25 protein-coding genes are annotated in these 24,632 nt (G+C 72.5%); 17 read left to right on the forward strand and 8 right to left on the reverse strand.

All coding sequences use genetic code 11. The annotated features are described in order from the left end of the window. Positions 1-58 precede the first annotated feature (58 nt). The 3 genes from DI005_RS32705 to DI005_RS32715 all read right to left on the reverse strand — a co-directional run bounded on the left by DI005_RS32705 (position 59) and on the right by DI005_RS32715 (position 2,243). Positions 59-958: a triacylglycerol lipase gene (locus DI005_RS32705; protein ID WP_113644659.1), complete on the reverse strand. Its 900-nt coding sequence runs from the start codon at positions 956-958 to the stop codon at positions 59-61. A 152-nt stretch (positions 959-1,110) separates the two neighbouring features. Beyond that, a complete protein-coding gene (locus tag DI005_RS32710; protein ID WP_199543411.1) occupies positions 1,111-1,362 on the reverse strand; it encodes a hypothetical protein in 252 nt (83 codons plus the stop codon). Between the two features lie 128 nt (positions 1,363-1,490). Next, on the reverse strand, positions 1,491-2,243 hold the full coding sequence (locus tag DI005_RS32715; protein WP_113644660.1) for a TetR/AcrR family transcriptional regulator: 753 nt from the start codon (positions 2,241-2,243) through the stop codon (positions 1,491-1,493). 97 nt (positions 2,244-2,340) lie between these two features. Here DI005_RS32715 and DI005_RS32720 point away from each other — a divergent pair, with 97 nt between their 5' ends. Together DI005_RS32720 and DI005_RS32725 are read left to right on the forward strand one after the other, a co-directional pair. After that, positions 2,341-3,276 carry an ATP-binding cassette domain-containing protein gene (locus DI005_RS32720; RefSeq protein ID WP_113644661.1) on the forward strand — a complete coding sequence of 312 codons (936 nt, stop codon included), beginning with the start codon at positions 2,341-2,343 and terminating at the stop codon, positions 3,274-3,276. Further along, positions 3,273-4,073 carry an ABC transporter permease gene (locus DI005_RS32725; protein WP_113644662.1) on the forward strand — a complete coding sequence of 267 codons (801 nt, stop codon included), beginning with the start codon at positions 3,273-3,275 and terminating at the stop codon, positions 4,071-4,073. Before DI005_RS32720 ends, DI005_RS32725 begins: the two co-directional genes overlap by 4 nt. Before the next feature lie 127 nt (positions 4,074-4,200). Here the strand turns inward: DI005_RS32725 and DI005_RS32730 are convergent, their stop codons facing one another. Next, positions 4,201-4,731, reverse strand: coding sequence for a hypothetical protein (locus DI005_RS32730; protein WP_112268785.1), 531 nt, complete (start codon positions 4,729-4,731; stop codon positions 4,201-4,203). Between the two features lie 159 nt (positions 4,732-4,890). Between DI005_RS32730 and DI005_RS32735 the strand changes: the two genes are divergently transcribed. The 8 genes from DI005_RS32735 (at position 4,891) to DI005_RS32770 (ending at position 13,279) form a co-directional block, all read left to right on the forward strand. Next, complete coding sequence (locus DI005_RS32735) at positions 4,891-5,406, forward strand: DinB family protein (RefSeq protein ID WP_112268787.1); 516 nt, start codon at positions 4,891-4,893, stop codon at positions 5,404-5,406. Between the two features lie 217 nt (positions 5,407-5,623). Further along, positions 5,624-6,799, forward strand: coding sequence for a MalY/PatB family protein (locus DI005_RS32740; RefSeq protein WP_113644663.1), 1,176 nt, complete (start codon positions 5,624-5,626; stop codon positions 6,797-6,799). After that, positions 6,796-8,037 carry an MFS transporter gene (locus DI005_RS32745; RefSeq protein ID WP_113644664.1) on the forward strand — a complete coding sequence of 414 codons (1,242 nt, stop codon included), beginning with the start codon at positions 6,796-6,798 and terminating at the stop codon, positions 8,035-8,037. The genes DI005_RS32740 and DI005_RS32745 overlap by 4 nt, the downstream gene beginning before the upstream one ends. After that, positions 8,034-8,615: a hypothetical protein gene (locus tag DI005_RS32750; RefSeq protein WP_113644665.1), complete on the forward strand. Its 582-nt coding sequence runs from the start codon at positions 8,034-8,036 to the stop codon at positions 8,613-8,615. The genes DI005_RS32745 and DI005_RS32750 overlap by 4 nt, the downstream gene beginning before the upstream one ends. A 71-nt stretch (positions 8,616-8,686) precedes the next feature. Continuing rightward, positions 8,687-9,490 (forward strand): PPOX class F420-dependent oxidoreductase, encoded by an 804-nt coding sequence (locus DI005_RS32755; RefSeq protein ID WP_113644666.1) that lies wholly within the window; start codon positions 8,687-8,689, stop codon positions 9,488-9,490. Positions 9,491-9,567: 77 nt separating this feature from the next. Further along, on the forward strand, positions 9,568-10,989 hold the full coding sequence (locus tag DI005_RS32760; protein WP_112268796.1) for an APC family permease: 1,422 nt from the start codon (positions 9,568-9,570) through the stop codon (positions 10,987-10,989). Between the two features lie 93 nt (positions 10,990-11,082). Next, positions 11,083-12,267, forward strand: a complete 1,185-nt coding sequence (locus DI005_RS32765; protein ID WP_113644667.1) for a beta-1,3-glucanase family protein — start codon at positions 11,083-11,085, stop codon at positions 12,265-12,267. A gap of 13 nt (positions 12,268-12,280) precedes the next feature. Next, positions 12,281-13,279: a chitinase gene (locus DI005_RS32770; protein WP_113644668.1), complete on the forward strand. Its 999-nt coding sequence runs from the start codon at positions 12,281-12,283 to the stop codon at positions 13,277-13,279. On the opposite strand, the gene DI005_RS32775 is transcribed toward DI005_RS32770, so the two are convergent. Continuing rightward, the gene (locus DI005_RS32775; RefSeq protein WP_113644669.1) at positions 13,268-13,774 is read right to left on the reverse strand and encodes a 2'-5' RNA ligase family protein; all 507 of its coding nucleotides are present in this window, start codon (positions 13,772-13,774) and stop codon (positions 13,268-13,270) included. The two genes, DI005_RS32770 and DI005_RS32775, sit on opposite strands and share 12 nt — an antisense overlap. A 161-nt stretch (positions 13,775-13,935) precedes the next feature. Here DI005_RS32775 and DI005_RS32780 point away from each other — a divergent pair, with 161 nt between their 5' ends. After that, entirely contained in the window at positions 13,936-15,945 is a 2,010-nt protein-coding gene (locus DI005_RS32780) for a sorbosone dehydrogenase family protein (protein WP_233520400.1), read from the forward strand. Positions 15,946-16,045: 100 nt separating this feature from the next. On the opposite strand, the gene DI005_RS32785 is transcribed toward DI005_RS32780, so the two are convergent. Both DI005_RS32785 and DI005_RS32790 read right to left on the reverse strand, forming a co-directional pair. Next, entirely contained in the window at positions 16,046-16,795 is a 750-nt protein-coding gene (locus DI005_RS32785) for a sigma 54 modulation/S30EA ribosomal C-terminal domain-containing protein (RefSeq protein WP_112268805.1), read from the reverse strand. Positions 16,796-16,869: 74 nt separating this feature from the next. After that, on the reverse strand, positions 16,870-17,544 hold the full coding sequence (locus tag DI005_RS32790; RefSeq protein ID WP_112268807.1) for a phosphoribosyltransferase: 675 nt from the start codon (positions 17,542-17,544) through the stop codon (positions 16,870-16,872). Between the two features lie 148 nt (positions 17,545-17,692). On the opposite strand from DI005_RS32790, the gene DI005_RS32795 reads away from it, so the two are divergent. Next, the gene (locus DI005_RS32795) at positions 17,693-18,754 is read left to right on the forward strand and encodes an NAD(P)-dependent alcohol dehydrogenase (protein WP_113644702.1); all 1,062 of its coding nucleotides are present in this window, start codon (positions 17,693-17,695) and stop codon (positions 18,752-18,754) included. 120 nt (positions 18,755-18,874) lie between these two features. After that, the gene (locus DI005_RS32800; protein ID WP_113644671.1) at positions 18,875-19,477 is read left to right on the forward strand and encodes a hypothetical protein; all 603 of its coding nucleotides are present in this window, start codon (positions 18,875-18,877) and stop codon (positions 19,475-19,477) included. Between the two features lie 44 nt (positions 19,478-19,521). Here the strand turns inward: DI005_RS32800 and DI005_RS32805 are convergent, their stop codons facing one another. Further along, the gene (locus DI005_RS32805; protein ID WP_112268811.1) at positions 19,522-19,818 is read right to left on the reverse strand and encodes a dsRBD fold-containing protein; all 297 of its coding nucleotides are present in this window, start codon (positions 19,816-19,818) and stop codon (positions 19,522-19,524) included. 760 nt (positions 19,819-20,578) lie between these two features. Here DI005_RS32805 and hpnC point away from each other — a divergent pair. Genes hpnC through DI005_RS32825 form a run of 4 tightly spaced genes read left to right on the forward strand, consistent with a single transcriptional unit; the run spans position 20,579 to position 24,631 of the window. After that, entirely contained in the window at positions 20,579-21,445 is an 867-nt protein-coding gene (hpnC, locus tag DI005_RS32810) for a squalene synthase HpnC (RefSeq protein ID WP_112268813.1), read from the forward strand. Continuing rightward, positions 21,442-22,299 (forward strand): squalene/phytoene synthase family protein, encoded by an 858-nt coding sequence (locus DI005_RS32815; RefSeq protein ID WP_112268815.1) that lies wholly within the window; start codon positions 21,442-21,444, stop codon positions 22,297-22,299. Before hpnC ends, DI005_RS32815 begins: the two co-directional genes overlap by 4 nt. Beyond that, positions 22,296-23,627: a hydroxysqualene dehydroxylase HpnE gene (hpnE, locus tag DI005_RS32820; RefSeq protein WP_113644672.1), complete on the forward strand. Its 1,332-nt coding sequence runs from the start codon at positions 22,296-22,298 to the stop codon at positions 23,625-23,627. Before DI005_RS32815 ends, hpnE begins: the two co-directional genes overlap by 4 nt. Beyond that, complete coding sequence (locus DI005_RS32825; protein WP_112268819.1) at positions 23,624-24,631, forward strand: polyprenyl synthetase family protein; 1,008 nt, start codon at positions 23,624-23,626, stop codon at positions 24,629-24,631. Before hpnE ends, DI005_RS32825 begins: the two co-directional genes overlap by 4 nt. Position 24,632 lies beyond the last annotated feature (1 nt).

The following is a 24,632-nucleotide window of genomic DNA, read 5'->3' on the forward strand; positions in this document are numbered from 1 at the left end:
ACGCAGAAGTGCTCATGCGCGGGGTGCCCGGCCTGGTCCGGTGGCTGTGGCGGCCCCGTCAGCACACGGGCGGGCTCGCGTTCGCGGGATCGAGGGCGTTCTCAACGAGCCGCAGTGCCGCCGGGTCGTAGGAGATCCCGACGTGCTCGGTGAGCCTGCCGGGGCAGAAGTCCTGCAGCGTCTGGTTGGTGACGTTCGGAGCCGGCGCGAGGAACGAGGACGTGTACGGCGTCACCACCTCGTCGAAGACGGTGGCGATCACGGTGTAGTCCACCGCCGGATCGGTCTCGCCGTCCGCGTTCAGCTCCGTGAGGAAGTCCGAGCCCGCGAACTGCTGGCGGCACGCGGCGCACAGCAGGTTGACGAGCTCGGCGGGGATCACGTTCAGCAGCTTGCTCAGCCCGAACAGCGTGGTGCCGTGGTTGGACGGCGTGAGCGCCACGAGCGAGGCGACCTCGGCCGCGCCGCCGAGGTTATCGATGTAGTACCGCGGCATCAGGCCGCCCTGCGAGTGCCCGACGAGGTCGACCTTCTCGGCGCCGGTCGCCGCGAGGACGTCGTCGACGAACGCGGCGAGCCGGGCGGCGGACGCGGGAATGTCGCCGGTGCCCTGGATCGGGTTCCCGGCAAGGCCGCCGTAGTTCAGCGCGAAAACGCAATAGCCCTGTTCCGCGAGCCGGGGTGACAGTGCGGCCCAGTTGTTGTAGCGGTTCTCGAACGTTCCGTGCACCAGCACCACCGGATTCGGATGTTCCGGTCCGGGGCGGCACGAGAAATCGTTGGCGCCGGGCGGGGTCGCCGTCGGGTGGGCGAGCGAATAGGCGAGCGCGGAGACGAAGTTGTTCTGGGGCGGAGCTTCCGCTTGTGGTGTGGCCTGGGCGGTTCCGGCCCCCAGCGCGGTGACGGTGGCCAAGGCGAAAGCGGCGAGTGCGCGGGCGAAGGGCGGTCGTCTCGTCATTGAGCTTCCTCGGTTCTCGGGGCCGGAATTGCCGTACGAGAATGGTGGCGGGAAAGCTCCGGGCTCAATACCCCGTCCGGGTGGACGCCATTTCTTTGTCATCGGCGTGACAAATGGCCGATCCGTTCTCCGGCGGGCCGTGCCAAACGCCCTCAGGCGGCGACCGGCTGCTTCGCGACCAGTTCCCGCCCCGCGTCGGTGAGCACGGCGGGCACCCGTTGCCCGATCAGGCCGGGTCTGCCCGGCCTGATGAGCCCGTGGTGGCTGAGCGCGTGCGCGGTGAACTGGTCGCAGCACGGCACGCCGTCGACGAACAGGTCGGGTTCGCGGCTGCACGTGAGCTGCGCGCGGCCGGCGGCGACGGCCTTCAGCATGGCCAGCGAGCGGCGGCTGGTGGTGTCCATGGCGGGCTCCTTCCGAGGTCCTTCACCAGTACGTCGGACCCGGCGGCGCGAATTCGACACCGGCCCGCACATCTCCTCGGACTCTTTCCGGAGCCGGACCGTTCCCCGGCAGGTGTGCGGAAGCGGGCTCAGCCTCGCCTGGCCGCCACGTAGGCCTCGATGCCGTCGAGGACCCGCCGCACGCCGAAGTCGAGATCGAGGTCCACGCCCTCGTCGGCCAGGCCGGACGGTGCGAAGGCGCCCTCGCTGACCAGCTTCGCCAGCGAGGGGAAGCGCTCGGCGTCCACGAACTCGCGTAGCAGGGCGTCGTAGCCTGCCTCGGACTCCGCCGCGCTGATCCCGGCCTGCGCGCGGGCGCGCTCGACACCGAACGCGATCCCGGCCAGCTCCCGCACGGCGCCCAGCAGGAACATGACCGTCGAGATCAGCTCGCCGTCGGTCAGTCCAGCGTGGGCGAGGGGCCGCAGCGCCGCCTCGAACCAGGCCAGCTGGCCCGGCCCGATGGGCGGGGCGCTCACCTTGGCCTCGAGCGCCCACGGGTGCAGCCGGTACATCGCCCACAGCGCGCGGACCCACGCCTCGATCTCCTCGCGCCAGTCCCGCACCTCGCCGGTGAAGACCGGCGGCCCGTCGGAGGCGCGGTCCAGCATGACCTCCACGAGCCGCTCCTTGCTCGGCACGTAGCGGTACAGCGACATGGTCGTGAAGCCGAGCTCCTTGGCCACGCGCTGCATCGACAGGGCCTCCAGGCCCTCCTCGTCGGCGACGCGCACCCCGGCGGCCACGATGTCCTCCAGCGTCAGCTTGGGCTTCGGGCCCCGGCTCGGCCGCTCGGAGGCTCCCCAGAGCAGCTCGACGCGCTTCCTCGGATCTTCCGCCATCACACCCCAACTCGTCGTGCTTGACGACCATCCTAAAACTGTGTATCACTTACACGAAATAGTGTAGGTGATACACAGTTGGATAGGGGGCTCCACGATGGAGCAGGCGATCGAAGTGCGGGGGCTGCGGAAGTCCTACGGGGACATCGAGGTGCTCAAGGGCATCGATCTGAGCGTCGAGCGGGGGAGCCTGCTCGCGCTGCTCGGTCCCAACGGCGCGGGCAAGACGACGACGGTGCGGATCCTCAGCACGCTGCTCGAACCCGACGGCGGCGTCGCGAGGGTCAACGGTCACGACGTGGTGGCGCAGGCGGCGGCGGTGCGCGGGTCGATCGGGCTGACCGGGCAGCAGACGGCCGTCGACGAGCTGCTCACCGGCTACGAGAACCTGGTGCTGATGGGCAGGCTCTTCCGCCTGCGCACGGGCGCGGCGAGACGCCGGGCCCGGGAGCTGCTCGCCAGGTTCGACCTCGAGGACGCCGCTGACCGGCTCGTGCGGACGTACTCGGGCGGGATGCGGCGCAGGCTCGACCTCGCGATCAGCCTCGTCACGTCGCCGCCGGTGCTGTTCCTCGACGAGCCCACCACCGGGCTCGACCCGCGCAGCCGCGGCGGCGTGTGGGAGACGGTGCGGGACCTGCTGGCGAGCGGGGTGACCGTGCTGCTCACCACGCAGTACCTGGAGGAGGCCGACCAGCTCGCCGGGCACGTCGCCGTGGTGGACGGCGGCCGGATCGTCGCCGAGGGCAGCCCCTCGGAGCTCAAGCGGCACGTCGGCGCCGAGCGGCTGGAGCTGACCTTCGCCGACGAGGGGGCGCTCGCGGCGGCGAGCCGGGTCCTCGCGGCCGAGGAGCCCCGCGCAGGCGGCCCGCTGGCCCTGAGCCTGCCCGTCGAGCACGCCAAGGACGTCAAGCGGATGCTCGACCAGCTCGCGGAGTCCGGTGTGGAGCCCGACCGGCTCTTCGTCGCCGAGCCCACGCTCGACGACGTCTTCCTGACCCTCACCGGACAGCCCACCGGAGGCACCCGATGACCACCGTGACCCCGCCCGCCCCTGCCGGCCCTTCGGCGTACTGGGCGCTCAACGACTCGCGCGCGCTGATCGGCCGTTGCCTGCGCCACATCGCGCGCAGCCCCGAGCAGCTGATGCTCATGTTCTTCCTGCCGATCATGCTGCTGCTGATGTTCCGTTACCTCTTCGGTGGCGCGATCAGCACCGGCGGCGTCTCCTACGTCAACTACGTGCTCGCCGGGATCATCACGGTGGCCGTCACCTTCAACGCCACCGCCACGAGCGTCGCGGTGTGCTCGGACCTCCAGGAAGGGATCGTCGAGCGGTTCCGGTCGATGCCGGTGCGGGGATCGGCCGTGCTCGTCGGGCACGTGGTGGCCGCGCTCGTGCGCCACGTCGTTTCGATCGCGGTGATGATCGGTGTCGGCTTCCTGATCGGCTTCCGGCCGCAGGCCGGGTTCGGGCAGTGGTGCGCGGCGCTGGGGCTGCTCCTGCTCTTCGCCACCGCCGTGTCGTGGATCGCCGCCGTGCTCGGGATTGTCGCCAAGACGGTCGAGGGCGCCAGCGGGCTGAGCATGCCGCTCGTGTTCATTCCGTACGTCGGCAGCGCGCTCGTGCCGCCGAGCACCATGCCCGACGGGCTGCGGGCGTTCGCGGAGAACCAGCCCGTGAGCCACGTCGCCGACGCGGTGCGGGCCCTGTTCACGGGCGCGCCGGTGGGAGACGCCGCCTGGCTCGCGGTGGTGTGGTGGGCGGGCATCATCGTCGTGGTCGTGCCGCTCGCGGGCCGGCTGTTCCGGCGCCGGGCCGCGGGGTGACCCATCAGCTCGGCAGTGAAGGCCACCATCACTGCGTGGAATCAGACTCAGCGGCGCGGAGCGCCTCCGTCTGGGTGGTGGAGGGAGACGGGCGGGCGCAGGCAGGGTGGCCTTCACTGCGGACGGGTCAGCCGCGGCACCGGCGCCGGTAGTAGGCGACGGTGACCGCGGCCAGCAGCGGTCCCCACAGCAGCAGCGGCAGGTAGCAGGCGAGCAGCAGCGCCTTCCAGCCGTCGCCGGTGAACTCCAGGCCCGCAAGGGTCGGGTCACGGAAGGCGAAGAGCCAGATCGCCTCCACCGCCACCGCTCCCAGCGCGGCGGGCACGATCGCGGCGAACGGCCTGATCCGCCTGCCGCCGAGCACCGGTACCCAATGCGGCAGCCGCTCGCCCCACGGCCGCACCAGGCCCAGCGTCAGCAACGCCAGCAGCTCGATACCGATGCTGAGGCCGATCACGTAGGCGGTGTCCGCGCCGTGCAGGTGCACTTCCTGCCCACCGTCGCGCAGCCCGAGCGGCAGGCCCAGCCCGAGCAGGATCCGCCAGAGCCCGGACGGCAGCGTGACGAGGGGGACGAGGTGCGCGGCGACCACCGCCCAGCGCGGGGCTGGACGGCCGTCGCGAGCGAGCGGGTCGGCGGTGGCGAGAGCTGTGGTCATGGGTTCCACGGTCGTCGCGCACGCCGGGCGCGGCCTCCCGCCGGAGCGGGTCCCGCGCCCCTCCCGAGAGGGAGAAAAACCTCTTCCGATTGCGGACGAAAAGTGGCCGGAATCGCCCGTAGTGTTCAGGTCGTCAGCCAGAACCGAGAGGACGGGACCATGACCACCATCGCCATCGAGAAGACGGTCACCGGCGAGCGCGCGGACCTCCTGGAGACGCTCGGGAAGCACCGGTTCTTCCTCGCCTTCACCGCCCGCGGCCTCACCGACGAGCAGGCCGCCGCGCGCACCACGGTGAGCGAGCTGTCCATCGGCGGGCTGATCAAGCACGTGACCGCCGTCGTGCACAGCTGGCTCGACTTCGTCGAACGCGGACCCGAGGCGATGTCGGGCGGCGGGGACGGCTGGGAGGACGGGTTCCGCATGCTGCCCGGCGAGACGCTCACGGGCTTGCTCACCGCATACGAGGAGGCCGGGCGCCGCACCGACGCGCTCGTGGCGAGCCTGCCCGACCTCGACGCCTCGCACCCGCTGCCGGAGGCGCCGTGGTTCGAGCCGGGCGCCCGCTGGTCAGCCCGGCGGGTGCTGCTGCACCTCATCGCCGAGACCGCCCAGCACGCCGGGCATGCCGACATCATCCGCGAGGCCATCGACGGCGCGAAGACGATGGGGTGACGATCAGGTCCAGCGAGCACGAGACCGACGGTGCCGAGCACCAGCGACGCGAGCGCGAGCCCCTTGCGGCCGGGCCGGGACCACGGCGCGATCGTCCTCTGTGGACAGCTAAGGCCCCCTTCCCTCGGGTTGGCGACCCGTTATCGCGGTGCCGTGACGTCTCGTTACCGGCAAACCCGCTTGTGGCCGTCACGGTCGCGGTGACACGATCGCTGGTGTGAGCCATCCGTTCGACACCGTCACCGTCGAGAGCCTGCGGGCGCGGGGCGGTGTCAAGTGGACACTGCACAGCGACGACCACCTGGGCGCCTTCGTCGCCGAGATGGACTTCGGCACCGCCCCGCCGATCCTGGCCGCGCTGCACGCCGCCGTGGACGGGATGAACTTCGGCTACCTCTCGCCGGGGCTCGCCGAGCCGATGGCCCGCGCCTGCGCCGGCTGGCAGGCCCGCCGCTACGGCTGGACCGTGCCCGCCGAGCGGATCTTCCCGCTGCCCGACGTGGTCAAGGGCCTCGAGGTCGCCATCGCGCACTTCTCCGCGCCGGACAGCCCGGTGATCCTCCCGACCCCGGCGTACATGCCGTTCCTCGAGGTGCCGGGACTGCTCGGCCGACGGCTTCTCCAGGTGCCGATGGCCCGCGACGGCGGACGGTACGTGTTCGACCTCGACGCGCTCGCCGCCGCGTTCCGCGCCGGCGGGAACCTGCTGGTGCTCTGCAACCCCGGCAACCCGGTCGGGCGCGTGTTCACCGAGGCGGAGCTCGCCGCACTGTGCGAGGTGGTGGACGCCCACGGCGGGCGGGTGTTCTCCGACGAGATCCACGCGCCGCTCGTCTACCCCGGCCACCGCCACGTGCCGTACGCGTCGCTGTCCGAGACCGCCGCCGCGCACACGGTCACGGCGACCTCGGCGTCGAAGGCGTGGAACCTGCCTGGTCTCAAGTGCGCCCAGCTGATCACGAGCAACGACGCCGACGCGGCCCGCTTCGCCGAGGTCGGCATGTTCGCCATGCACGGCGCGAGCAACCTCGGCGTCGTCGCCAACACCGCCGCCTACACCGAGGGCGAGCCGTGGCTCGCGGACGTCCTCGCCTACCTCGGCCACAACCGGGCCGCGCTCGGCGAGCTGCTGGCGGAGCAGCTGCCCGGTGTGCGGTGCACGCTGCCCGAAGGCACCTACCTGGCGTGGCTGGACTTCCGTGAGCTCGGGCTCGGCGACCACCCGGGCACGTTCTTCGCCGAGCACGCGCGCGTCGTGCTCGTCGACGGCCCCGAGTGCGGCGAGGCGGGGCGCGGGCACGCCCGGCTCAACTTCGCCACCCCGAGGCCGATCCTGGAACGCGTCGTCACCGACCTGGCCGCCGCGGTGCCCGCGGCCGGTGCGGGCGCGTGAGCGCGGTGGTGCCCGCCGAGCGGGCGGCCGTGCAGCGGCGGACGGTGGCCGTGCTCTCGGCCGCGCAGGTGCTGGGCGGGCTCGGCGTGGCGGTCGGCATCGCCGTCGGCGGGCTCATCGCCGCCGACATCGCCGGCACCGACGGTGTCGCGGGACTGGCACAGACCCTCGGGGTGCTCGGCGCGGCCGTCGCGGCGGTGCCGCTCGCGTGGCTCACCCGGACCCGCGGCAGGCGTACCGGCCTGGTGTCCGGGCTGTTCACCGGTGCGGCGGGCGCGGCACTCGTGGTCACCGCGGCGACGCTGCGCTGGCTCCCGCTGCTGTTCCTGGGACTGCTGCTGTTCGGCGCCGCGACCGCCGCGGGGTTGCAGGCCCGCTACGGCGCCACCGACCTCGCCGCGCCCGGCCGCGCGGCGCGGGCGCTGTCGACGGTCGTGTGGGCGACGACGGTCGGCTCGGTGCTCGGCCCCAACCTGACCGAACCGGCCGGCAGGCTCGGCACGGTCATCGGCCTCCCTCCGCTCGCGGGACCGTTCCTCGTCACGTTCGTCGCCTTCACCGTGGCGGCACTGCTGCTGTTCGCGCTGCTGCGCCCCGACCCGCTGCGGCTCGCCGGGCTCGGCGCCGCAGCGACCGGGCACGAGCGGACCGGCTTCGCGGCGTCCCTGCGCGACATCGCCGCCCGGCCAAGGGCGCTCGTCGGGCTGTGCGCCATCGCGTCGTCGCACGTGGCGATGGTGTCGGTGATGGTCATGACGCCCGTGCACATGCACCACGTCGACGTCTCGCTGACGGTCATCGGGCTCGTCATCAGCGTCCACATCCTCGGCATGTACGGCTTCTCGCCGCTCGTGGGCTACCTCGCCGACCGGGCGGGCCGCGTCCCCGTGATCGTCGCGGGCGCGGTGATCACGGCCACCGCCGCGGCCGTCAGCGGCGCCGCGGCCGCGGACAACGCCGTCCAGCTCGGCATCGGGCTCTTCCTGCTGGGCCTCGGCTGGTCGTGCGGGCTGGTCGCGGGCTCGGCCCTGCTGTCGGAGTCGGTGCCCGCGCCCACGCGCACCGCCGCGCAGGGCGTGTCCGATCTCGTGATGAACGGGTCGGCCGCGATCGGGGGCTCGCTCGCGGGCGTGGTGGTCGCCTTCGCCTCCTACGGCTGGCTGGCCGCGGGCGCGGCGGCGCTGATGATCGGCATCGGGCTGTACTCGGCCGCCCGGGGGAGAGGGGAGCCGGCGTGATCCTCACCCACGCGGTGACCAGGGGCGTCGCCGAGGGAACCGTCACGGCCGTGTACCGCCGGTGGACCCGGTCCCGCGTGCGGCCAGGGGACACCCTGACGACGGCGTGGGGCGTCGTGCGGATCGAGTCGGTGACCCCGGTGGACCCTTCGGCGATCACCGACGCCGACGCGGCCGAGGCGGGGGAGCGGTCTGCGCGTGCGCTGCTGGCGTCGCTGCGCGGCCCGGCCGACGCGCCGGTGTTCCGCATCGGCGTCGGCTGGGGCGGTGAGGACCCCCGGCACGCGCTCAGCGCCGAGACCGACCTGACGCCTGAACAGCTCGCCGACATCGCCGCCCGCCTCGCGCGGCTCGACCGGCGAGTTCGGCACAGCCCGTGGACGCACGAGGTCCTGCGGGCCGTCGCGGCGCATCCCGGCCTGCGCGCCGCAGACCTCGCGGAACTGCTGGGCCGCGAGAAGGACGAGCTGAAGCTCGACATCCGCAAGCTCAAGAACCTCGGCCTCACCCACAGCCTCGACGTCGGCTACCGCATCTCCCCGCGCGGGGCCGCCTACCTCGCCTCCCTCGGCACCTGAGGCGTCACATTCCCCGCCACCGTCTCGTCAACGCCTCACACACCGTCGGGACAACGGGAGGGTGAGCAGCGATGACCGCACGGCAACGCGGGGCACAGGTATTCGTCGAGGTGGTGACCGTACTCGCCGGGCTGGGGATGCTGGCCGCCGGGATCTGGGCACTCGCGGCGCCGGGCTCGTTCGCCGACTTCACCGGCTTCACCGGGTCCTCGTCGCACGTGCACTTCCTGCACGACGCGGGCGCGTTCCAGATCGGGCTGGGCACCGGCCTGCTGCTCGCGCTGATCTGGGCCGACGCGCTCGCGACCGTGCTGGCGGGCTTCCTCCTCGCCAACACCATCCACACCGTCAACCACGGCACCGACCTGGACCTGGGCGGGAACGTCGCGCAGGCGGCGGCGCTGGGCGTGGTGTCGGTGCTCGTGGCCGCCGCGCTGGTGCTGCGGCTGCGCTGGCGCGGCTACGTGGTCGGCGCCGTGACCGCCGCGACCGTTCCCGCGCTGGTCCCCTTCGCCGACCAGAAGACCGTCAGCCTCACCACCTACCGCCGCGACGGCAGGCCGGGCGCGAGCCCCGTCAGCATCGCGGTGGAAGGCGACCACGCCTACGTGCGCAGCTTCGAGAAGTCGCTCAAGACCCGGCGGCTGGCCAGGGACCCGAGGGTGGAGCTCGCTCCCTCGACCGGCAGGGGCGTGCCCACCGGGCCCGCCGTCTCCGGCAAGATGCGCAGGCTGACGGGGGAGGAAAACCGGCACGCCGCGAGGATGCTGCGCCGCAAGCACCCGCTCCTGCACGGCGTCGTCGTGCCACTCACGCACCGGCTGGCCCGGGCCAAGACCGGCCGGACCGTCCATTTCGAACTGACACCGATGTGACCCGCCCGCGCCCTTGACGCGAGCCGCCGGGATCAGCACCCTGTTGATCTCCGGCGGCACGGAAGGGATGTGGGCACATGACCGACCACACCACCAGGGGCGGCTTCGTCCGGGTGCTCGGCAGGCTGGACGTGCTCGCGATCGCCTTCGGCGCGATGATCGGGTTCGGCTGGATCGTGCTGACGGGCGGCTTCCTCGAGGACGCCGGCAGCCTCGGTGCCGCGCTCGCCTTCGTACTCGGTGGCGTCGTCGTCGCGCTCGTGGGGCTCACCTACGCCGAACTCGTGTCGGCCATGCCGGCCGTCGGCGGCGAGCACAACTACGCGCTGCGGGCCCTCGGCTCCCGCCCCGGGTTCATCACATCCTGGACGCTCGTGCTCGGCTATGTGTCGGTGGTGGCCTTCGAGGCGGTCGCGCTCCCCCAGACGCTCCTCTACCTCGTGCCCGAGCTGCCCGCGGGCAGGCTGTGGTCCATCGCGGGCTACGACGTCTACGCCACGTGGGTCGCCGTCGGCGTCGCAGGCGCCGTCGTGATCACGGCCCTCAACTACGTGGGGGTCCGGCCGGCGGCGGTCTTCCAGGGCATCGCCGTGCTGTTCCTGCTCGCGGTCGGGGTGCTGCTCACCATCGGGGCCTTCGTCGGCGGGTCCACGGCGAACATGGAGCCGCTGTTCTCCGGAGGGCTGTCCGGGCTGCTGGTCGTGCTGGTCGCGACCCCGTTCCTGTTCGTGGGGTTCGACGTGATCCCGCAGTCGGCGGAGGAGATCAAACTGCCGCCCCGCCGGCTCGGCACACTGCTGATCGTCTCCGTGCTGCTCGCGGTCACCTGGTACGTGATGATCATGCTGACGGTCGGCTCCGGGCTCGCGCGCGACCAGCTGGCCGGTGCCGAACTGCCCACCGCCGACGCCATGTCCGCGCTCTGGAACAGCCCCGCGATGGGCACGGTCCTCGTGCTCGGCGGGATCGCGGGCATCCTGACCAGCTGGAACGGCTTCCTGATCGGCGCGAGCAGGCTGCTGTTCGCGATGGCGTCGTCCCGGATGCTGCCGCGCTGGTTCGCGAGGGTGCACCCTCGCTTCGGCACGCCCTCCAACGCTGTGCTCTTCGTCGGCGGGCTGTCGGTGGCCGCGCCTCTGTTCGGCGAGCAGATGCTGGTGTGGCTGGTCGACGCGGGCAGCCTCAGCATCATCGCGGCCTACCTGATGGTGGCGCTGAGCTTCCTCGTCCTGCGCAGGCGTGAGCCGGACATGGCGCGCCCGTTCCGCGTGCCGGCCGGCCGCACGGTCGGTGTGCTCGCCATCGTGCTGAGCCTCGGCACGGGCGTGCTGTTCCTGCCCGGCATGCCCGCGCAGCTCATCTGGCCATGGGAGTGGGTCATCGTCGGGCTGTGGTGGCTGGCCGGGGTCGTGCTCGTGCTGCGCCTGCCGCGGATCGGGCCGGGGGCCGACGCCGAGGACCGGCTGATCGATGCGGTCCGTGTGGGGGACAATCGCTGACAAGACGCGACAACTTTTCGCCTTTCTCTTGCGGCGAGTCCCCCATGCCCGCATATTGGTTCGAACCACTTCGCCTACGAAGGGTTCATACCAATGCTGGGTCGCAGAAGTTTCCTCGCCGGGCTTGGGGCCGCGGCGCTCGCCCTGCCCACGGGAACGGCGTGGGCGCGCGGGACCGCGCAGGCCACCCTCCCGCTGACGATCGTCAACGAGTCCGGTGAGTTCGCCGGGAGTTCGGTCTGGGTCTACATCGTCGGCACGGACCTGGTCTCAAACGTCCAATGCAGAGTGACACCGGACGGCACAGCGGTGCCGGTGTCGTTGTCGGACAACGGATCCGACGGGTTCACCGACTACGCCATCCCGCTCGCCGCGAGCGGCCCCACCCGGCTGAACCTGCCCACCATGTCCGGTCGCGTGTACGTCGCGCTCGGCCGGAAACTCAGGTTCAAGGCCGTCGCCGACGGCGCGGGCCGGGCCGCCCTGCAGTACCCCGCCGGCTGGGTGGAATCCGACCCGAACTTCCCGGTGCTGCACGACTTCGTCGAGTTCACCCACGTCGCACCGGGCACGCCGAACCTGCGGCCAGGCATGTACTGCAACACCACGATGGTCGACCAGTTCAGCGTGCCGCTCGCCATCCGGCTCGACGGCGAGCGCTCGCAGACCACGGGCACGCTCGCCGACGGCGGACGGGACCGGATCTTCGCCGACCTCGCCGCCCAGCAGGACTTCGGCTCGCTCGTGGTCGACGACCTCCGCGTGATCGCACCTGGCCACGGGCTCGACTCCGGGCGGTTCCGCGCCGACTACTTCGCCACCTACATCGACGAGGTGTGGAACCGCTACTCGGGCACCGACCTGCGGATCGAGACCGAGGGCGGCGGCTTCACCGGCCGCGTCGACGGCGCGGGGAACTTCGTGTTCACCAAGGACACCGGCGAGACCACGCGGCCCTTCGCGAAACCGTCGACGCGGGACGTGCTGTTCTGCGACGGCGCGCTGGCGGCGCCCAACGACGGCGTGACCGGGCCGGTCGCGGCCGTGCTCGGCGCCGGGTTCAACCGCTCGATCCTGCACACGGGGTCCGCGCAGCCCGGCACCGACCCCGGCTCGTTCTACGGGCACGCGGTGACCAACCACTACGCCCGTGTCCTGCACGCCAACACGGTGGACGGCAAGGCCTACGGCTTCGCGTTCGACGACGTCGCCGGGTTCGCCTCCTACATCGAGGATCCCGCGCCGGCCTCGGTCACCGTCACCCTCACCCCGTTCTAGGAAAGGACCTCCGATGAGGATCCCGCGCCGATTCTCCCGGCTGCTCGCCGCCGCGGCCACGGGTGCCGCGCTGCTGCTCGCCGGGGCCACCGCCACGGCGGAGCCGACGCCCGCCGGGGCGCTGCCCGGCAAGCAGCTGACCGGTTACTGGCAGAACTTCGTCAACGGCGCCACCCCGCTGCGGGTCGCCGACGTCTCCGCCGCCTACGACGTGATCGTGCTGGCGTTCGCCGAGGCCGACCCGGCGCGCCCGGGCGCGGTCACCTTCGGCGTCGACCCGGGCCTGTCGAGCGCGCTCGGCGGCTACGACGAGGCCGCGCTCAAGGCCGACATCGCCGCCAAGAAGGCGGAGGGCAAATCCGTGGTGCTCTCGATCGGCGGCGAGCGCGGCGACGTCGACCTGGGCGGCTCCGCGAACGTGACCAACTTCGTCGACTCGTTCGCCGCCATCGCCGCCGAGTACGGCATCCAGGGCCTCGACGTGGACCTGGAGCACGGCTTCGACGTCGCCAACATGGCGAGCGCGATCCAGCGGCTGCGCGAGCGGATGGGCGAGGGCTTCCTGCTCACGATGGCGCCGCAGACCCTCGACGTGCAGCCGGGCGGGGCCTACCTCCAGCTCATCGACCAGGTCAAGGACCTGATCACGGTGGTGCACACGCAGTACTACAACTCCGGGTCGATGAACGGCTGCCACGGCCAGGTCGTCACACAGGGCACGGTCGACTTCATCACCGCGCAGGCGTGCATCCTGCTCCAGCGCCTGCGCCCCGATCAGGTCTCGCTCGGCCTGCCGGCGACGTCGTCGGCCGCGGGCAGCGGGTACGTGAGCCCCGACGTGGTGACCGCCGCCCTCGACTGCCTCACCACGGGCAGCCGCTGCGGGTCCTACGTGCCGGAGACTCCGTTTCCCGGGCTCAGCGGCGTGATGACGTGGTCGGTCAACTGGGACGCGGCGAGCGGCGGCTCGTTCTCCGGCCCGGTGCGCGCCCACCTGGACTCACTCACCTAGCGGTATCGCGCCGACGTCCTCGAGGCGCGGTCCCCTCGGCGAGGAGTGGTCGGCGACCAGCAGCACCTCGGTCACCCGCCACGCCGCCTCGATGGCCGTCCCGGACAGCTCCCGGGGCGGCCGTCCGCGCGCGAGCACCAGCTCGCCCCGGAACGGCTGCGGATGCGTCACCGGAACCAGCGGCTCCGTCGCCGCGAAGATGTCGGCCGCCAGCTCGTCGAGCCCGTTGACGGGCACCGACAGCCACTGGCCCGCGAGCCGGTGGGTGGCGGGCCCGAGCCTCGCGAGCGGTGCCGGCGCACCGTCGAGCGCCGCTGCCGCGGCGCCGAGCAGCGGCTCGCGCAGGGACGACGGCACGTGGCCAAGCGGCCGCAGCTTCACGATCCACTGCTCCGGCAGTGACCAAGTGGTCCGAGCCAGCGCGGGCCGGGGGAGGGCGGCGACGACCGCGCGCACCGCCTCCGGTGGGCGCACGGCGAACGCGAGCCGGACCATGCGCCTCATTGTGACCGAACCCGGTCACTGCTTGCTTACCCGCGCCCACGGGCTGTAGAGTCTGCAAGCGCTTTCAGGAAAGCGCTTTCAAGGCGGACCCGGACTCGAGGATGAGTGTGATGTCAAAGCCGAGATGGTCTTTACTGGCAACGGTCGCCCTGGTGGCCACGTTGCTGTCGGGCACGCAGGCGGCCGCGCAGGCCGACGCGCCCATCATGGATCCGATCCCCGAGGACCCAGTGACCTCCGGGCTCGGGCTCACGGTCGAGGAGGTCGCCCAGTTCCCGAAGTCCGAGCCGACACCGGCTCCGACCGACCCGCGCCTGATGCGGCACGCGCGTATCAACTACCTCGGTGAGCTGCCGGACGGCTCGGGCAGGCAGTACGTGCCCGACCTCAACGGAAACCTGTACTTCCTCTCCGACGACGACGATCCGTACGTCTACCTCGACGTCAAGGCCAGGTTCCCGGACTTCTTCTCCGGCAGGGGGATGGGGCAGGGCTTCGGGTTCGTCGCGTTCGACCCGCGGTTCCAGCGCAACGGGAAGTTCTACACCGTCCACACCGAAGCCGGTGCGGCGCTGGAGAAGCCGACGACGTACCCGGCGCAGCCTGGCACGCGGTACCACGGCATCGTCACCGAGTGGATCGCCGACGACCCGGAGGCCGACGTCTTCAGCGGCACCCACCGGGAGGTTCTGCGGTTCGGGTTCGCCCAGCAGATCCACGGCATCCAGCAGATCGACTTCAACCCGACGGCCTCGCGCCACGACGAGGACTACGGCCTGCTCTACGTCGCCGTCGGCGACGGCGGGCTGGGCGTGTCCAGCACCGAGCCGCAGGACCTGAGCACGCCACACGGGAAGATCCTGCGCATCGACCCGGACGGCGCCGGCAGCGGCAACGGCCAGTACGGCGTGCCCACGGCGAACCCGTTCGTCGGCCAGGAGGGCGCGCTCGGCGAGATCTGGGCCTACGGCATGCGCGATCCGCACCGGTTCAGCTGGGACCCGAGGAGCCCGCACCGGATGTACCTGGGCCACATCGGCCAGCACGCGATCGAGGCGGTCTACGAGGTGCGCGAGGGCGACAACCTCGGCTGGAGCGAGCGCGAGGGAACGTTCCGCTACGAGCGGGGCGACGGCTGCTGGCTGTACCCGCTGCCCGAGGACGACGACAAGTACGGCTACGTCTACCCCGTGGCGCAGTACGACCACAACCCGCCGCCCGACTGGGACTGCGGTGACGTCGGCCGCGCGATCAGCGGCGGATTCGTGTACCGGGGCGACATCCCGGAGCTGCGCGGCAAGTACCTCTTCGCCGACCTGGTGGACGGCAGGGTGTTCTACACCGAGCAGAACCAGATGAAGCGGGGCCACGACCCGGCCACCGTCCACACGCTGATGATCTACGACGAGCACGGCAACCGCGTCAGCACGCCCGAGCTCGCCGGTGACGCCCGCGTGGACCTCCGCTTCGGCCGCGACGCCGAAGGCGAGCTGTATCTGCTGGCGAAGGCGAACGGCAAGATCTGGAAGGTCACCGGCGCGCGGAAGTTCTCGAGCTGTGGCACGGCGGGCGCCGGGGTCGGCGACGCGATGGACGCCGGCAGCTGGGCTCCGGTGACACCGGAGAAGTGGCGGTTCCCCGGGCGTGAGGTGGTCCTTGCCGAGGCGGGCGAGGCGCGGCCGGGTCCGCGCAGGCCCTTCGAGTACGCCGTGCTGACCAAGGGCGGGGAGTACGGTTCGGTGCGCGTCGACGCGGAGGTCCGGCTCGATACCCCCGTGACGGAGGCCAACCGGGACGTGATCATCGTCTTCGGGTACCGCTCGGACACGGAGTTCTACTACGCGCATCTGTCATCGGACAACTCGATCTACCCGCACAACGGCATCTTCAAGGTGAACAACGCCGACCGGGAGCGCATCGACGACCAGTGGAACGCGACGGTCTCGCGGGGCGCGGCCCCGGCGATCACCGACGCCAGCTGGCACGACGTGCGCGTGACCCACTGCGCGGCCACCGGTGAGATCGCGGTGTACGTCGACGGTGCACGCAACCCGCTGATGACGGCGGTCGACACGACGTTCGCCTCGGGCCGCGTCGGCTTCGGCTCGTTCGACAACATCGGCAGGCTGCGAAACCTGGAGGTGAGCGGCACCAGGGCCTGACCGCGGCCGGAGCCCTTCCGGCCGCGGTGAACCGCAGTGAAGGCCACCTTGCCTGCGTTCAACGCAGGGAAGGTGGCCTTCACTGCGGCCGGGTCGCGGTTCAGGCGGGCGTGATCAACCCGTAGTGCCCGTCGTAGCGCCGGTAGACCACCGAGCCCCGGCCCGTCTCGTGGTCGCGGAAGAAGGCGAACGGCAGCTCGGTGCGGTCGAGCCCCGCCGCCGCCCCGGCCGCGCTCTCCACCGGCACGGGCCGCGGCCGGACCGTGAGCGGCACGGCAGGCCGGTCTCGCGGTGGCACGGGGGAGTGCAGGCGGGCCAGCCGGTAGCCCGTGGGGCCCGCGCGGTAGACGACGCTGTCCTCGCCGGTGTCGGCGTCGACGAACAGGTGGAAGTCGTAGTCGCGGAGGTCCATCGTGAACGCCGCCTCGGCGGGGTCGCACCGGCAGAGCGGAAACTCCTTGCGCCGCACGATCTCCCTCGGCCCCCGGGACCGCGCCGCGGGTACCTCCGGGGCAGCCCCGCGCCACGGCCGGAAAGTCCTCGGCCCGGTGAGCGACGCCACCTGCTCGCGCAGCCGGGCCCGCAGCAGGCCGCCGGCCTCGGCGAAGAACGCGGCCGCGACCTGCGCGCGCACCGCCCGCCCCGCGACGTCGAGATTCGCCTGTGCCAGCGCGGGAACGGGCGCGCTCGGCTTCGCGAACGCGACCAGCTTCACGCGCGCGGACACCAGCCGGTCCGGCAGCTTCCGTGCCAGTCCGGCGATCTGCTTGCGCACGTAGTCCCGCGCACCGTCCAGCACCTCGCCCCTGGTCTGCACGACGACGCCACCCGTCCAGCGCTGCCTGCCCATCCGGGCCTCACCACCTTCCGCTCACGCCCCGATCATCATCGGCGGGGCGGGCCGGGGCAAGGCGGGTGATCGGTTCAGCGGTCTCGCGAGCGGCCGGTGACCTGCTCCGGCACGTCGTCGGCGGGGTCGGGCAGGAGGGCGACCACGTCGGCGTCGGACACCTCGGAGAAGTCGCGGTACCAGTTGCCGACCGCGCGCATCCAGACGCGGGGGTTCGGGCAGACGGTGTGGTCGGTGCTGTGGGAGAGCTCCTCGAGCACGTCGGCGGGAGCGACGGGGACGGCGAGCACGATCCGGCTGGCGCCGCGGGCCCGCAGCACCCGCAGTGCGGCCTTCACCGAGGCGCCCGTGGCGATGCCGTCGTCGGCGAGCACGACGGTCCGGCCGGTCACGGGCAGGGGAGCGCGGCCACGGCGCAGCACGAGGGCGCGCCGGTCGAGCTCGGCGAGCTCCCGCCGGGCCGCCTCGTCCACCTCCTCAGCGGTGAGCCGCAGCCTGCGCAGGATGTCGGCGTTGGTGACGAGCACGCCGCCCTCGCCCACGGCCCCGATGGCCAGCTCGGGACGGCCCGGCGCGCCGATCTTGCGCACCAGCAGCACGTCCAGCGGTGCCCCGAGGGCGTCGGCGATCTGCCGGGCCACGACGACACCGCCACGGGGAAGCCCGAGCACGATCGGGTGGCGTCCGCGGAGGTACCCCAGTCGGCCCGCGAGTTCGCGGCCGGCTTCCCGGCGGTTCTCGAACTCCATGGTTCTTCCCTCCAGGTGGGTTACCGCTGATGCTCGGCCACACGGACTCCCTGGTGAAGAGTCGAAGGTCCCTCGGTGGCGGGGCGCCGGAAAGTGTCCGATGGTGGTGGCGGAAGGGCTCGACCCCGCGACGAAGAAGGGTGTCGGAATGCGAGCGTTGCGTCTCCTGGCCTGGAAGTCCGAGCCCGAGTTCGCCGACGTCGAGGAGCCGAGGCCCGGCCCCGGCCAGGTCGTGGTGCGGATCGCGGGCGCCGGCGTCTGCCATTCGGACCTGCACCTGATGCACGACTTCGAGCCCGGGCAGTTGCCGTGGGGGCCGCCGTTCACACTCGGCCACGAGAACGCGGGCTGGGTGCACGCGCTCGGCGAGGGCGTTACCGGGCTCGCGCCGGGACAGCCCGTCGCCGTGTACGGCCCGTGGGGCTGCGGGGTCTGCCGCAACTGCCGGGTCGGCGTCGAGACCTACTGCGAGAACCCGGAAGGTGCGCCCGCGCCGGGCGGTGGCGGCGGCCTCGGCGTCGACGGCGGGATGGCCGAGCTCATGCTCGTCCCGCACGCCCGGCACGTCGTGCCGGTGCCGGAGGGGCTCGACCCCGTGCTCGCCGCGCCGCTCACCGACGCGGGGCTGACGCCGTACCACGCGGTGCGCCGGTCGTGGCCGAAGCTCGTCCCCGGCTCCACCGCCGTGGTGATCGGCGTCGGCGGGCTCGGGCACCTGGCGCTGCAGATCGTCAAGGCCACCACGGCGGCCAGGGTGATCGGTGTCGACGCGCGCGAGGAGGCGCTGACCCACGCGCGAGAACTCGGCGCCGACCTCGCGCTGCCCTCCGGCGACGACACGGCGGCGCGGATCAGGGACGTCACGCGCGGTGTGGGCGCGGACGTGGTGATCGACTGTGTCGGCAACGACGCGACGCTGGCGCTGGGCGCGGCCTGCGCGCGGCAGCTCGGCGACCTCACGATCGTCGGGATCGGCGGCGGCACCCTCCCGGTGTCGTTCTTCACGCTTCCCTATGAGCTCTCGGTGCAGACGACGTACTGGGGGAGCAGGCCGGAGCTCATCGAGGTGCTCGACCTCGCCGCACGCGGGCTGCTGCGCACCACGGTCACGCGGTTCGCCTTCGACGAGGCCCCCGAGGCCTACGCGCGGCTGGCGCGCGGCGAGCTGACCGGTCGCGCGGTGGTGACGCCGCCGGCGGACGGAGCGTGACCGGATCGCTCCACTGTGGAACGGCTGGGCCGCCCAGCGCGGTTGAGGTCGAAGGACTCTTCGCGTGCGGCCGCCTTCCGGTCCATCCTGGTGGGTGAGGACGGGAGGAGGTCGGCCACGATGAGCGACTCCACGACTTCGACCTGCCTGGGGCGGTTTCTGCGGAGCCTGTTCCCCGGCCGCAACCCGGTCGCCCGCACCTCGGACCGGATCGAGGCCGCCGTGCTGCTGCTCGCGATCGTCGTCCCGCTGCTGGCACTGCCGATCGCCGCCGCGCTCGGGTCCGACACCTACGCCAGGGAGTCGCGGGCCGCGGAGCTGGAGGCGAGCACCCGGTACGAGTCCACGGCCGTACTGCTCACCGACGCGGTGCTGGAGTCTCCGACGATGTACGCGGGCGGCAGGCAGACGGTGCAGGTGCGGGCGGAGTGGCAGCGGCCGGACGGCTCTCCCGGAACCGGCCTCGTCGTCGCCGAGGCCGGGCTGGAGAAGGGCAGCGAAGTCCGCGTCTGGCTCGACGAGAGCGGTGAGCGCGTGCAGCCGCCGCGCACGCAGGCCATGGCGGCCTGGAACGCCGCCGCCGTCGCGATCACGGCCTGGCTGAGCGTCACCCTCGTGTGCGCGCTCTCCTGGTGGGCCCTGCACGCACTGCTCGACCGTGCCAGGCGGCAGCGCTGGCAGCGGGAATGGGACGAGCTGGACCGCGAGATCCACGGCCTGTGAGGGGCCTGCAGTGCACAAAGGACGGTAATACCGTCGCCAGTGGACTACTTCGGCGTGGGGGTCAGGCTCGGTGCGGGGGAGCCGAACGCGGGGCCCCCGATCGCCGACTCGATATCGGCGGCGACCGCGGTGAGCAGTTCCTCGGTGAGGTCGGTCAGCGCGCGCGCCACGGCGAGCTCGCCGGCCACCTGCGGTACCCGGGCGACGTCCACTCCCCGGTGGGCGAGCCCTATCCCGTCGAAGTGGTTGCCGCGGTCGTCTCCGAGCCGCACTCGCGCACGAGTCGTGCCGTTGTTCTCCTCGAGGACGACGCTCATCGTCCACTGGGCAGGTCGTGCCATATCTCTCCTCCGAGCCGCGGCATCCACACTCGCAGTCCCGGCGGCGCGAGCCTAGGGTCGTTCGTCCCTATCCGAGGCGTCAAGGGGCCGGAAATCGGTCCCCGGATCGACGAAAGACACAATCGCGCACTTCGTCTCGAACGATGTGGACAGTTGAATGCGAACGTGCCGATGACGAGTAACCGGTCAGTACACAGTGGACGAAAACACAGGGGTCTCGCGTCGCCGTGTCCGGGCCTTCCCGCTCCGGCGACCCGTGTCCGGGAAGCTCCACGTATTGTACGCCTTTCCGGGCCGGTCGTGTCAGCTCGCGGGACCAATCTCGTTAACACTTTTCACCGAGCGAAGTTCGCCCTGTCGGCGTCACGGAAAACTGTTGCGCTGACCGGCCGGGGAAATAAGATCATGGTCGGTGGACGCGGCAGCCGGAATAGTGGGCCCGCAGGGCCCTCAACCCGCCAGATGCCAGGCGCCGGGTGCTCCGTCCCGGTGCTCCGAGGGGGCCGGAATGGGAGTTGCCCGTAGTCAGGGCGTTGAACGACAATGGTGTCCTCTCCGCTCCGGCGCCCGGTGCACTGGCCGAATGGGACGAGGCGGTTCGGATGGACGCGCTCGGCGAGTACGACCCGGTCGGCGGCCTCGGGGCGCCGGTGGCACAGCCACCTGGCCTGAACCAGAAGGACCGTGCCGGGCCGGTTCGCCGTCCGGGCGCGGCGCCACCGCAGACCTCCCGAGTCCCTGCTTCGTGTTGGAGGCGTGATTGACACCCGCGGAACGGTCGACACTCCAGGAGCCCGCCGCGCTGCGGCGCGTGCTCGCCAAAGCCCGGGACGAGAACTTCCCCGTGGCACTGCGGCTGCTCCCCGCCGCCCAGCGCGGGCACCTGCTCGCGCTGTACGCCTTCGCCCGGATGGTCGACGACCTCGGCGACGAGGCCGAGGGTGACCGGCTCCGGCTGCTCGACGCGGTGTCGCACGACCTCGACCGGATCTACGCGGGCTCGCCGCCGCCAGAACCGCTCTACCAGCGGCTCAGCACCACGATCTACGCATGCGGCCTGCCACGTGAGCCGTTCGAGCGGCTGGTCGAGGCCAACCGGCGTGACCAGACCGTGCGCCGCTACGCCACGTTCGGCGACCTGCTCGGGTACTGCGCGCTCTCGGCGGACCCGGTGGGACGGCTGGTGCTCGGGGTGTTCGGCGTGGCCACCGAGGAACGCCTGCCGTTGTCCGACCGGGTCTGCTCGGCACTGCAGGTGCTGGAGCACTGCCAGGACGTCGCGGAGGACGCGCGGGCGGGCCGGATCTACCTGCCCGCCGAGGACCTCGACCGGTTCGGTGTCGCGGAGGGCGACCTGCTGTCCGGCCGCGCGAGCCGGGAGGTGCGCGCGCTCGTCGGCTACACGGCGCAGCGGGCGGTCGCGCTGCTCGACGAGGGCGAGCCGCTGGTCGGCACGCTCTCCGGCACGGCCAGGCTCGCCGTCGCGGGCTACGTCGCGGGCGGCAGGGCGACCGCCGTCGCGCTCGCCGGCGCGGGCTTCGACGTCCTCGCCACGACCCCGAGGCCGTCGAAGGGCCGCACGATCGCGGAATGGGTCCGGCTGCTGGTCACGGGTGGTGCGCGATGAACGTGGCCGACGCGTACGAGGAGTGCGAGAGAATCACGCGGCAGCAGGCGCGCAACTTCTCCTACGGCATCCGGCTGCTGCCGCCCGCCAAGCGCAGGGCGCTCAGCGCCGTCTACGCCTTCGCCCGCCGCATCGACGACATCGGCGACGGTGACCTCGCGGGCGAGGTGAGGCTGGAGGCGCTGGAGAACGCCCGCAAGGCGCTGCACAGCCTCGACGAGCCGGGCGGGGACCCGGTGCTCATCGGGCTCGGCGACGCCGCGGAGCGGTTCGGGCTGCCACTCGGGGCGTTCGACGAGCTCATCGACGGCTGCCGCGCCGACGTGCTCGGCACGACGTACGAGACGTTCGACGAGCTGCACCACTACTGCCGGTGCGTCGCCGGGTCGATCGGCAGGCTCTCGCTGGCCGTGTTCGGCGGCGCGCACCCGCGGCGTGACGCGCGGCTGGCCGACGACCTCGGCATCGCGCTGCAGCTGACCAACATCCTGCGCGACGTGCTGGAGGACCGCCGCAACGGCCGGATCTACCTGCCCGCCGAGGACCTGCGCCGGTTCGGCTGCACCCTCGACCTCGACGAGGGCGGATGGCTCGCCGACTCCGAGGAGGCGCTGCTGCCCCTGCTGGAGTACGAGGCCGCCAGGGCGGAGGAGTGGTACGGCCGCGGGCTGGTGCTGCTGGACTCCCTCGACGCGCGCAGCCGCGCGTGCTGTGCCGCGATGGCGGGCATCTACCACCGGCTGCTGCGGCGGATGGCGCTGCGGCCCGGCCTCGTCCTGCACGGCCGCACGTCGCTGCCCGACTGGGAGAAGCTCACCGTGGCCGCGAGAGCGCTCGCCGGGGCGCGGCCATGAGCGCGCACGTGGTGGTCGTCGGTGGCGGGCTCGCCGGCCTGACCGCCGCGTGCGACCTCGCCGACGACGGGCTGCGGGTGACCCTGCTCGAGGCGCGGGGCAGGCTGGGCGGCGCCACGTTCTCGTTCCGCCGCGACGGTCTCTCCGTCGACAACGGCCAGCACGTGCTCCTTCGCTGCTGCACCGAGTACCGGGCGCTGCTGGCCCGCCTCGGCACGGCGGAGGGCATCGCGATGCAGGAGCGGTTCCGCATGCCGGTGCTCGCGCCCGGCGGGCGGCTCACCGAGCTGACCCGGACCGGGGGGCCCGCGCCGCTGCACCTGGTGGCCGGCCTGGCCCGTTACGGCGCTCTGCCGGTCACCGACCGGCTCCGCGCCTTCCGCGCGGCCGCCGCCATGCGCCTGCTCGACCCCGACGACCCCGCGCTCGACGAGCGCGGCTTCGGCGACTGGCTGCGCGGGCACGGGCAGAACGGCGCCACGCTCGCCGCGCTGTGGAACCTGATCTCGGTGGCGGCGCTCAACTGCGACGCCGATGAGGCCTCGCTCGCGCTCGCCGCGAAGGTGTTCCGCACCGCGCTGCTCGACCGCGCCGACGCCCCCGACATCGGCGTGCCGCGGTGGCCGCTGGAGGACCTGCACGTCCGCCCCGCCGAGAAGTACCTGCTGGCCCGCGGGGCCGAGATCCGCACGCGCAGCGCGGTGCGGGCGGTGGAGCGACGCGATCGCGGCTTCGCGGTGCGGCTCGACGGCGAGACGCTCACCGCCGACGCCGTCGTGGTGGCCGCCCCGCCGGAGCCCTCGGCGAAGGTGTGCCCGGCCGAGGCCGGGGTCTCCGGCGCGCGGCTCGCGGGGCTCGGCGCGGCGCCGATCGTGAACGTCCATGTTGTCTACGAGCGGCCCGTCACCGACCTGCCCTTCGCGGCGACCACCGGCTCGCCCGTGCAGTGGATCTTCGACCGCACGGACGTCGCCGGGCTCAGCGCGGGGCAGTACCTGACGATCTCGCTGTCCGCGGCCCATACCTGGCTCGACACCCCCGTGCCCGAGCTGAGGGAGATCTTCCTGACGGAGCTGGGCAGGCTGCTGCCCGCCGCCAGGACCACGCCATGCACGCGGTTCTTCGTCACCCGCGAACGGCGGGCCACCTTCCGGCAGGCGCCGGGCACGGGGCGGCTGCGCCCCCAGCCGGAGACCCGGCTGCCCGGACTCGTGCTCGCCGGCTCGTGGACCGCCACCGGGTGGCCCGACACGATGGAGGGAGCCGTGCGAAGCGGACACCGAGCGGCCGGACTCGTCAGCGCACACGCCTGGGGAGGTGCGCGATGACCGCGACGCTGCCCTCCGAGGTGACCGCCACCCAGGCGCTCGTGCAGCCCGCACTGCGCGACGCGGTGGGCGAGCTGCGCCCGCCGATGCGCCGGATCGTCAGCTACCACCTCGGCTGGACCGACGAGCACGGCCAGGCGCGCAACGGTGGTGGCGGCAAGGCGCTGCGGCCCGCGCTGGCGCTGCTCGCCGCGCAGGCCGTCCGCGCAGGCCCCGAGGCGGCACTGCCCGGGGCGGTCGCCGTGGAGCTCGTGCACAATTTCTCGCTGCTGCACGACGACGTCATGGACGGCGACCTCGAGCGCAGGCACCGGCCCACCGTGTGGCGGCTGTTCGGCACGCCGGCCGCGATCCTCGCCGGCGACGCGCTGCTCACGCTCGCGGTGGACGTGCTCGAACGCGCCGCCGACCCCACCGCCACCCGCTGTCTCACCGCGTCGGTGCAGGACCTGATCGCGGGCCAGAGCCAGGACGTCGGGTTCGAGACCAGGATGGACGTCGGCCTCGACGAGTGCCTGGAGATGGCGGCGGGCAAGACCGCGGCGCTCATGCGCTGTGCCGCCGAGGTCGGGGCGCTGCTCGGCAGGGCGAGCCCGGTGGCCTCCGGGCTGCTCGCCGAATTCGGCCGCTGTCTCGGCATGGCCTTCCAGCTCGTCGACGACCTTCTCGGCATCTGGGGGAGTCCCGACGTCACCGGGAAACCGGTGCTGGCGGACCTGCGCGTGCGGAAGAAGTCCGTGCCCGTGGTCGCCGCGCTGGACTCCGGCACCGGGCCCGGCGCGGCGCTGCGCGAGCTGTACGGCAGACCCGATCCGCCCACGGAGGAGGAGCTCCGCACGATGGCAGAGTTGATCGAGCGGTCCGGCGCGCTGGCCTGGACCCGCGACCGGGCGCAGCGCTACGTCGTGGAGGCGAGGTCGTGTCTCGACCGCCTCGCCCCGCCCGAACCCATCCACGCCGCGCTGAGCGATCTCACGCGGTTCGTCGTGGAGCGTGACCGGTGAG

Source organism: Prauserella sp. PE36, from assembly GCF_003311655.1.
Lineage (GTDB): Bacteria > Actinomycetota > Actinomycetes > Mycobacteriales > Pseudonocardiaceae > Prauserella_A > Prauserella_A endophytica.

Bases quoted from the DNA above. Each gene is read 5' to 3' on its own strand.
- DI005_RS32705 (WP_113644659.1), bottom strand. From the start codon at position 958: ATGACGAGACGACCGCCCTTCGCCCGCGCACTCGCCGCTTTCGCCTTG.
- DI005_RS32710 (WP_199543411.1), bottom strand. From the start codon at position 1,362: ATGGACACCACCAGCCGCCGCTCGCTGGCCATGCTGAAGGCCGTCGCC.
- DI005_RS32715 (WP_113644660.1), bottom strand. From the start codon at position 2,243: ATGGCGGAAGATCCGAGGAAGCGCGTCGAGCTGCTCTGGGGAGCCTCC.
- DI005_RS32720 (WP_113644661.1), top strand. From the start codon at position 2,341: ATGGAGCAGGCGATCGAAGTGCGGGGGCTGCGGAAGTCCTACGGGGAC.
- DI005_RS32725 (WP_113644662.1), top strand. From the start codon at position 3,273: ATGACCACCGTGACCCCGCCCGCCCCTGCCGGCCCTTCGGCGTACTGG.
- DI005_RS32730 (WP_112268785.1), bottom strand. From the start codon at position 4,731: ATGACCACAGCTCTCGCCACCGCCGACCCGCTCGCTCGCGACGGCCGT.
- DI005_RS32735 (WP_112268787.1), top strand. From the start codon at position 4,891: ATGACCACCATCGCCATCGAGAAGACGGTCACCGGCGAGCGCGCGGAC.
- DI005_RS32755 (WP_113644666.1), top strand. From the start codon at position 8,687: ATGACCGCACGGCAACGCGGGGCACAGGTATTCGTCGAGGTGGTGACC.
- DI005_RS32760 (WP_112268796.1), top strand. From the start codon at position 9,568: ATGACCGACCACACCACCAGGGGCGGCTTCGTCCGGGTGCTCGGCAGG.
- DI005_RS32765 (WP_113644667.1), top strand. From the start codon at position 11,083: ATGCTGGGTCGCAGAAGTTTCCTCGCCGGGCTTGGGGCCGCGGCGCTC.
- DI005_RS32770 (WP_113644668.1), top strand. From the start codon at position 12,281: ATGAGGATCCCGCGCCGATTCTCCCGGCTGCTCGCCGCCGCGGCCACG.
- DI005_RS32775 (WP_113644669.1), bottom strand. From the start codon at position 13,774: ATGGTCCGGCTCGCGTTCGCCGTGCGCCCACCGGAGGCGGTGCGCGCG.
- DI005_RS32785 (WP_112268805.1), bottom strand. From the start codon at position 16,795: ATGGGCAGGCAGCGCTGGACGGGTGGCGTCGTCGTGCAGACCAGGGGC.
- DI005_RS32790 (WP_112268807.1), bottom strand. From the start codon at position 17,544: ATGGAGTTCGAGAACCGCCGGGAAGCCGGCCGCGAACTCGCGGGCCGA.
- DI005_RS32795 (WP_113644702.1), top strand. From the start codon at position 17,693: ATGCGAGCGTTGCGTCTCCTGGCCTGGAAGTCCGAGCCCGAGTTCGCC.
- DI005_RS32800 (WP_113644671.1), top strand. From the start codon at position 18,875: ATGAGCGACTCCACGACTTCGACCTGCCTGGGGCGGTTTCTGCGGAGC.
- DI005_RS32805 (WP_112268811.1), bottom strand. From the start codon at position 19,818: ATGGCACGACCTGCCCAGTGGACGATGAGCGTCGTCCTCGAGGAGAAC.
- DI005_RS32815 (WP_112268815.1), top strand. From the start codon at position 21,442: ATGAACGTGGCCGACGCGTACGAGGAGTGCGAGAGAATCACGCGGCAG.
- hpnE (WP_113644672.1), top strand. From the start codon at position 22,296: ATGAGCGCGCACGTGGTGGTCGTCGGTGGCGGGCTCGCCGGCCTGACC.
- DI005_RS32825 (WP_112268819.1), top strand. From the start codon at position 23,624: ATGACCGCGACGCTGCCCTCCGAGGTGACCGCCACCCAGGCGCTCGTG.